Raw genomic sequence first — 7,067 nt, forward strand, 5'->3', positions numbered from 1 at the left:
TTGAACCGCCACGCGGACTTGCCGGGGCAAGCCGCGGCGTGGCGTCGAAAGAATCGCAATGGCACAATCCCCAGACCTCAAGCAAATGACGCATGGTGAAGCCGCCCTGGCGGCGATTTTTGCGGTATCATCTTTTTTTTGCGTGTTCGCGGCGGCCAAGGCGCTCGACAGCGCGTTTGCCTTTCATGCATCGCTGGCGGCGGCAAGCAGCCTTGCGGCGACGATCGCCATTCTCAATCGCTACTATGACCGGCCGGCCGCTCTGCCGGCGCAGGAGATCAATGGCCGTCCAAACTACAATCTGGGTCCGGTCAAATTCGCAGCGGCAATTGCGGTGTTCTGGGGCATCGCCGGATTTGCCGTAGGCCTCCTGATCGCATGTCAACTGGCCTGGCCCGCGCTCAATTTCGATCTGCCATGGACCAGTTTCGGCCGGCTGCGGCCGCTGCACACCTCGGCGGTCATCTTCGCATTCGGCGGCAATGTTCTCATCGCCACCTCATTCTACGTCGTTCAGAAGACCTGCCGGGTTCGCCTCGCCGGCGACCTGGCGCCCTGGTTTGTGGTTGTCGGATACAATTTCTTCATTCTGATCGCCGGCACCGGCTATCTGCTCGGCGTCACCCAGTCGAAAGAATACGCCGAACCGGAGTGGTACGCCGATCTCTGGCTGACCATCGTCTGGGTCACCTATCTGCTGGTGTTCCTGATGACGCTGGTCAAGCGCAAGGAGCCGCACATCTTTGTCGCCAACTGGTTCTATCTCGCTTTCATCGTCACCATCGCAGTGCTGCACCTCGGCAACAATCCGGCGCTGCCGGTATCGGTGTTCGGATCGAAATCCTATGTCGCCTGGGCCGGCGTCCAGGATGCGATGTTCCAGTGGTGGTACGGGCACAACGCCGTCGGCTTCTTCCTCACCGCCGGCTTCCTCGCCATCATGTACTATTTCATTCCCAAGCGCGCCGAACGGCCGATCTATTCCTATCGTCTCTCCATCATCCATTTCTGGGCGCTGATCTTTCTCTACATCTGGGCCGGTCCGCATCACCTGCATTACACCGCGCTGCCCGACTGGGCCCAGACGCTCGGCATGACGTTCTCCATCATGCTGTGGATGCCGTCCTGGGGCGGCATGATCAACGGCCTGATGACGCTGTCGGGCGCCTGGGACAAGCTTCGCACCGATCCGGTGCTGCGCATGCTGGTGGTGTCGGTCGCCTTCTACGGCATGTCGACCTTCGAAGGCCCGATGATGTCGATCAAGGTCGTGAACTCGCTCAGCCATTACACCGACTGGACCATCGGTCACGTTCACTCGGGCGCGCTGGGCTGGGTCGGATTCGTTTCGTTCGGCGCGCTGTATTGCCTGGTTCCCTGGTTATGGAATCGCAAGGGCCTCTACAGCCTCAAACTCGTCAACTGGCATTTCTGGACTGCGACGCTGGGCATCGTCCTCTACATCTCGGCGATGTGGGTGTCGGGTATCTTGCAGGGATTGATGTGGCGTGCCTACACCTCGCTGGGCTTCCTCGAATATTCCTTCATCGAAACCGTGGAAGCGATGCATCCGTTCTATGTGATACGCGCCGGCGGCGGCGCGCTGTTCCTGATCGGATCGCTGATCATGGCCTATAATCTCTGGATGACGGTGCGCGTCGGCGAGGCGGAAGTGCAGTCGCCGCTCGCCCTTCAGCCGGCGGAATGAGGAGCGGTTAGATGTCAGCCTGGACGCGCCATCAGATCTTTGAAAGGAATTCGATCATTCTGATCGTCGGAATTCTGGCAGTGATCGCGATCGGCGGCCTGGTCGAGATCACGCCGCTGTTCTATCTGAAGAGCACGATCGAGGCGGTCGACGGGATCAGGCCCTATACGCCGCTCGAACTGGCCGGCCGCAATATCTATGTCCGCGAGGGCTGCTATCTCTGCCACTCGCAGATGGTCCGGCCGCTGCGCGACGAGGTCGAGCGCTACGGGCATTACTCGCTCGCGGCCGAGAGCATGTATGATCACCCCTTCCAGTGGGGCTCCAAGCGCACCGGGCCTGATCTCGCCCGCGTCGGGGCCAAATATTCCGACGACTGGCACGTGACGCATCTGAAGGATCCACGTGCGATCGTGCCGCAGTCGGTGATGCCCGGCTATCCGTTCCTGGCCGAGACCGAGATCGATACCGCCTCGATGGCCGATCATCTGCGCACCAGCCGCGCCGTCGGAGTGCCTTATTCGGACGACCAGATCGCCAATGCGGCAGCCGACCTCAAGGCGCAGACCGATCCTGACGGTACTGGCGCGGATGCGTTTGCAAAACGCTATCCCAAGGCGGTGATACGAAACTTCGACGGCAAGGCCGGCAATCCGACCGAGATGGACGCGCTGATCGCATACTTGCAGATGCTCGGCACGCTGGTCGATTTCAAGCTCTACAACGAAAAAGCAAATCTGCGCTGAGGGCGATGGGCATGAAGGCGATCATAACCGCTCAGAATCTGGCGTCCGAACTGGTGACGACGCTGTGGACGCCGGTCTTTGTCGGAATCTTCCTGGCGATTGCGCTGTATGCGTTCTGGCCGCGTAACAAGGCGACGTTCGACGCCGCGGCGCGCATGCCGCTGCGGGAGGAATGACAGCATCATGACCGAAACTCACGACATCGACAAAGTCTCGGGCAGGTCGACCACCGGCCATGAGTGGGACGGCATCAAGGAACTGAATACGCCGCTGCCGCGCTGGTGGATCATCACCTTTTACTTAACCATCGTCTGGGCCATCGGATACTGGGTGTTTTATCCGGCATGGCCGTTATTGTGGAGCCATACCAGCGGGATATTGAATTACTCATCGCGCGCCGATGTCGCCGTCGAACTCGCCAATCTCGAGAAGATCCGGGGCGACAAGATGGTCGCGCTTGGCGCGGCCCCGCTTGCTGAAATCGAAAAGGATCCGGCCCTGCTTGCCCTCGCACGCGCCCGCGGCAAGGCAGCGTTTGGCGATAACTGCGCGCCGTGCCACGGCAGCGGCGGCGCCGGCGCCAGGGGCTTCCCGAACCTCAATGACGACGATTGGCTGTGGGGCGGCAAGCTCGATCAGATCGAGCAGACCATCCAGTATGGCGCGCGCTCCGGACACTCCAAAACCCGCGAGGGTGCGATGCTGGCGTTCGGCAAGGAGGGCGTCCTGAAACCGGCCGAAATCGCCACGGTCGCGAACTATGTCAGGTCGCTGTCCGGACTGTCGACCGGCCCGGGATTCAACGCCGTCGCCGGGAGCAAGATCTTTGCGGATAATTGCGCCTCCTGCCATGGCGATGCCGGCAAGGGTAATCAGGAACTGGGCGCGCCGAACCTGACCGACAAGATATGGCTCTACGGGTCGGACGAGGCCGCGATCGTCGAGACCGTCACCAACGGGCGGGGTGGTGTGATGCCCGCATGGGTCGGCCGTCTCGACGCCCCGACCATCAAGGCGCTCGCGGTCTATGTGCATTCCCTCGGCGGCGGCCAGTGAAGCGGCCGCTTCCTTGAGGTGAATCAATCCCGCTTCCAAAATTGCGCCTAGGCTCAGTCGGGAAACGAGATCGCCGCCTCAATGAACGAGCCTGTCCTCGCGGATGACCTGGAAGCTCTCGACGACGGGCCGCTCTATGCGGCGCGCAAGAAAGTCTATCCGCAAAAGGTCTCCGGAACGTTCCGCCGCGTCAAATGGGGGCTGATGGCCGGCTGCCTCGGCGTCTATTATTTCCTGCCCTTCGTGCGCTGGAACCGCGGTCTGGGCGCGCCCGACCAGGCGGTCCTGATCGACTTTCCCAGCCGGCGTTTCTATTTCTTCTTCATCGAGCTGTGGCCGCAGGAAGTCTACTATTTCACCGGGCTGTTGATCGTCGCCGCGATCACCCTGTTTCTGATGAACGCGGTCGGCGGCCGCGTTTGGTGCGGGTACCTTTGCCCGCAAACGGTATGGACCGACCTGTTCTACGCGGTGGAACGCCTGGTCGAGGGCGACCGCCGCGCGCGCATGAAGAAGGATGCCGCCGGCAGCGCGTGGAAGCTTCGGCGCTTCTCCGAGATCGTCCTCAAACATTCGATCTGGCTGATGATCGCATGGTGGACCGGCGGCGCCTGGGTACTGTATTTCAACGACGCCCCGACCTTGGTGAAGCAACTCGCCACCTTCCAGGCGCCGATGATCGCCTATATCTGGATCGCGATCCTGACCGCCACGACCTATCTGCTCGCTGGCCACATGCGCGAGCAGGTCTGCGTCTACATGTGCCCGTGGCCACGCATCCAGGCGGCACTGACCGATGAATGGGCGCTCAACGTCACCTACCGATACGATCGTGGCGAACCGCGCTACTCGCTGAAAAAGGCCAATGAATTGCATGCCCGCGGCGAGAAGGCCGGCGACTGCATCGACTGCTATCAGTGCGTCGCGGTTTGCCCGACCGGCATCGATATCCGCGACGGGCCGCAGCTCGAATGCATCCAGTGCGGCCTTTGCATCGATGCCTGCGACACCGTCATGAACAAGGTTGGCCGGCCGACCCGGCTGATCGGATATGACAACGACTTCAATATTCACCGGCGGCGAGCGGGAAAGCCGGAAATCTATCGTATCGTGCGGCCGCGCACGCTGGTCTATGCCGCGCTGATTGCAACCGTCGGCGCGGTCATGCTGTATGCGCTGCTGAACCGGTCGCTGCTCGACATCAACGTCCTGCACGACCGCAATCCCGTCGCCGTGAGACTCAGCGATGGATCGATCCGCAACGCCTACACGGTCCGCCTCTTGAACAAGCGCGGTTTCGACCGCGTCATCGCCATCGATGTCGACGGTCCGGTCAATTCGACGGTCCATGTCGTCGGGACCGATTCGGTCACGCAGGACCGGCCGATGATCGTCATCGGCCGCGATCAAACCACCGAGCTTCGCGTGCTGGTGAGCGCACCGTCCGAGGGCAATACCGAAAAGTCGGTCCCGGTAAAATTCAGGGTGACGGACATCGGCCTCGGCGAGACGGCGTCGGCTACCGACCATTTTGTGGCCCCATGAGGTTCTGATATGCGCAAGCCGTTGACCGCAGCGAAGCCGTTGACCGGGGGAATGGTCCTGCTCTGGCTCATCTCGTTCTTCGCGGTGGTGATCGGCGTCAACCTGCTGATGATGAGGTTCGCGATCGAAACGCTGCCGGGCACGGAAGTGGACAGCGCCTATGGCGCTAGCCTGGCCTACGAGCGGCAGATCGCGGCCGCGCGCGATCAGGAGCGCCGCGGCTGGAAGATCGATGCGCATGTCGCGCGCGGTGCCGACGGCGTCACTATGGTGCGGATCGAGGCGCGCGATGCGAAGGGCGTGCCGTTGAGCGGCCTGAAATTCGCCGGCCGCCTGGAGCGGCCGACCGACAAACGGGTGGACAGGCCGTTCGCATTGGCGGAAGCGGGCATCGGAATCTATCGCGGAAACGCGCCTGACGTGATGCCGGGGCAGTGGGATCTGGTGCTCGAGGGCGATGCCAGGGGTGCGCGAATGTTCCTGTCCAGGAACCGCATCATGCTGAACTAGCGGGGTCGCCGGATGCAATTGACACGGGACTTCTCAAGCTACGTCAGGGAGGTGGACGCGGGCCTTGCCCATATCGATCTCGCGGTCGAGGGGGTTAGTTGCGCGGGCTGCATGGCCAAGATCGAGCGCGGGATGTCCGCGATCCCGGATGTGACGCGCGCGCGGGTCAACCTGACCGACCGCCGGCTGGCGCTGGAATGGAAGAAGGGCAGGCTCGATCCGGCACAGTTCATCGACCGGCTCGCCGAGCTCGGATACAAGGCCTATCCGTTCGAGCCGGTCCGCGCCGAACTGGTCGAGGCGGAGCGCTCGCAGTATCTGCTACGCTGCCTCGGCGTCGCGGCATTCGCCACCATGAACGTCATGATGCTGTCGGTGCCGGTGTGGTCGGGCAATGTGACCGACATGCTGCCCGAACAGCGGGACTTTTTTCACTGGCTGTCCGCCCTGATTGCGTTGCCGGCGGCGGCTTATGCCGGCCAGCCGTTTTTCCGCTCGGCGTTCGAGGCGCTCAAGGCCCGCGGCGTCAACATGGACGTTCCGATCTCGATCGGCGTCATCCTCGCGTTGGGCATGTCGGTGGTCGAAACCGTGCATCACGCCGAGCACGCCTATTTCGATGCGGCGATCATGCTGCTGACGTTCCTTTTGGCCGGCCGCACTCTCGACCAGAACATGCGCCGCCGCACCCGTGCCGTCGCCGGCAATCTCGCCGCGCTCAAGGCTGAAACCGCCGCCAAATTCGTCAGTACCGACGAAGTCTGCGAGGTGCCGGCCTCGGCCATCCGCGCCGGCGATATCGTGCTGCTGCGGCCGGGCGAGCGGTCCGCGATCGACGGCAACGTCATCGAGGGCCGGTCGGAGATCGACCAAAGTCTGATTACCGGCGAGACGCTTCATGTCAGGGCGGAGCGCGGCACGCAGGTCTATGCCGGTACGCTCAACATCTCCGGCACGTTGCGCGTCCGCGTTGCGGCCGCGGCCGAAGGCACGCTGCTCGCCGAGATATCGAGGTTGCTTGAAAATGCGCTGCAGGCGCGTTCGCGCTATGTGCGGCTGGCGGACCGGGCATCGCGGCTCTATGCGCCGGTGGTGCATGCCACGGCGCTGCTGACGATGCTGGGCTGGGCGATGCTTGGCGCGAACTGGCACGATGCCGTCGTGACCGCGATCGCGGTGCTCATCATCACCTGCCCTTGTGCGCTTGGGCTTGCGATACCGGCGGTGCAGACGGTGGTGGCCGGCGCCATGTTCCGCAACGGCGTGCTGATCAATTCCGGCGACGCGATCGAGCGGGTCGCCAGGATCGATACCATCGTGTTCGACAAGACCGGGACGCTGACCTTGCCCGAGCTGGACGTGGTCAACGCCGCGAGCGTACCGGCGGCGATCTTTGGCCTCGCCGGCCGGCTGGCGCTTGCCAGCCATCATCCGGTCGCCCGGGCGGTCGCGCGCGCCGCGCAGGCGAAGTCGCCGCTGGACGGCGCGGTCGAGCTGCCCGG

At 62.9% G+C, this 7,067-nt stretch carries 7 protein-coding genes; all 7 read left to right on the plus strand.

Annotated elements, in window-relative coordinates:
* Positions 1-85 precede the first annotated feature (85 nt).
* A complete protein-coding gene (gene ccoN, locus WCE35_RS24550) occupies positions 86-1,708 on the plus strand; it encodes a cytochrome-c oxidase, cbb3-type subunit I (RefSeq protein WP_424595906.1) in 1,623 nt (540 codons plus the stop codon).
* 11 nt (positions 1,709-1,719) lie between these two features.
* Positions 1,720-2,454 carry a cytochrome-c oxidase, cbb3-type subunit II gene (gene ccoO / locus WCE35_RS24555; protein WP_424595897.1) on the plus strand — a complete coding sequence of 245 codons (735 nt, stop codon included), beginning with the start codon at positions 1,720-1,722 and terminating at the stop codon, positions 2,452-2,454.
* Between the two features lie 11 nt (positions 2,455-2,465).
* On the plus strand, positions 2,466-2,630 hold the full coding sequence (locus WCE35_RS24560; RefSeq protein ID WP_424595898.1) for a cbb3-type cytochrome oxidase subunit 3: 165 nt from the start codon (positions 2,466-2,468) through the stop codon (positions 2,628-2,630).
* 7 nt (positions 2,631-2,637) lie between these two features.
* On the plus strand, positions 2,638-3,510 hold the full coding sequence (gene ccoP, locus WCE35_RS24565; protein WP_424595899.1) for a cytochrome-c oxidase, cbb3-type subunit III: 873 nt from the start codon (positions 2,638-2,640) through the stop codon (positions 3,508-3,510).
* A gap of 81 nt (positions 3,511-3,591) precedes the next feature.
* Positions 3,592-5,055 (plus strand): cytochrome c oxidase accessory protein CcoG, encoded by a 1,464-nt coding sequence (ccoG, locus tag WCE35_RS24570; RefSeq protein ID WP_424595900.1) that lies wholly within the window; start codon positions 3,592-3,594, stop codon positions 5,053-5,055.
* A gap of 9 nt (positions 5,056-5,064) precedes the next feature.
* Positions 5,065-5,565, plus strand: a complete 501-nt coding sequence (locus WCE35_RS24575; RefSeq protein ID WP_424595901.1) for a FixH family protein — start codon at positions 5,065-5,067, stop codon at positions 5,563-5,565.
* Between the two features lie 12 nt (positions 5,566-5,577).
* Positions 5,578-7,067 (plus strand): heavy metal translocating P-type ATPase (locus tag WCE35_RS24580; RefSeq protein ID WP_424595902.1); only part of this gene is annotated, 1,490 nt, incomplete at its 3' end.

Origin of the sequence: Bradyrhizobium sp. (assembly GCF_049691595.1) — a bacterium.
Lineage (GTDB): Bacteria > Pseudomonadota > Alphaproteobacteria > Rhizobiales > Xanthobacteraceae > Bradyrhizobium.

Excerpts from the sequence above, each read along its gene's own strand:
- ccoG (WP_424595900.1), top strand. The coding sequence starts at position 3,592 with ATGAACGAGCCTGTCCTCGCGGATGACCTGGAAGCTCTCGACGACGGG.
- ccoN (WP_424595906.1), top strand. The coding sequence starts at position 86 with ATGACGCATGGTGAAGCCGCCCTGGCGGCGATTTTTGCGGTATCATCT.
- WCE35_RS24575 (WP_424595901.1), top strand. The coding sequence starts at position 5,065 with ATGCGCAAGCCGTTGACCGCAGCGAAGCCGTTGACCGGGGGAATGGTC.
- WCE35_RS24560 (WP_424595898.1), top strand. The coding sequence starts at position 2,466 with ATGAAGGCGATCATAACCGCTCAGAATCTGGCGTCCGAACTGGTGACG.
- ccoP (WP_424595899.1), top strand. The coding sequence starts at position 2,638 with ATGACCGAAACTCACGACATCGACAAAGTCTCGGGCAGGTCGACCACC.
- ccoO (WP_424595897.1), top strand. The coding sequence starts at position 1,720 with ATGTCAGCCTGGACGCGCCATCAGATCTTTGAAAGGAATTCGATCATT.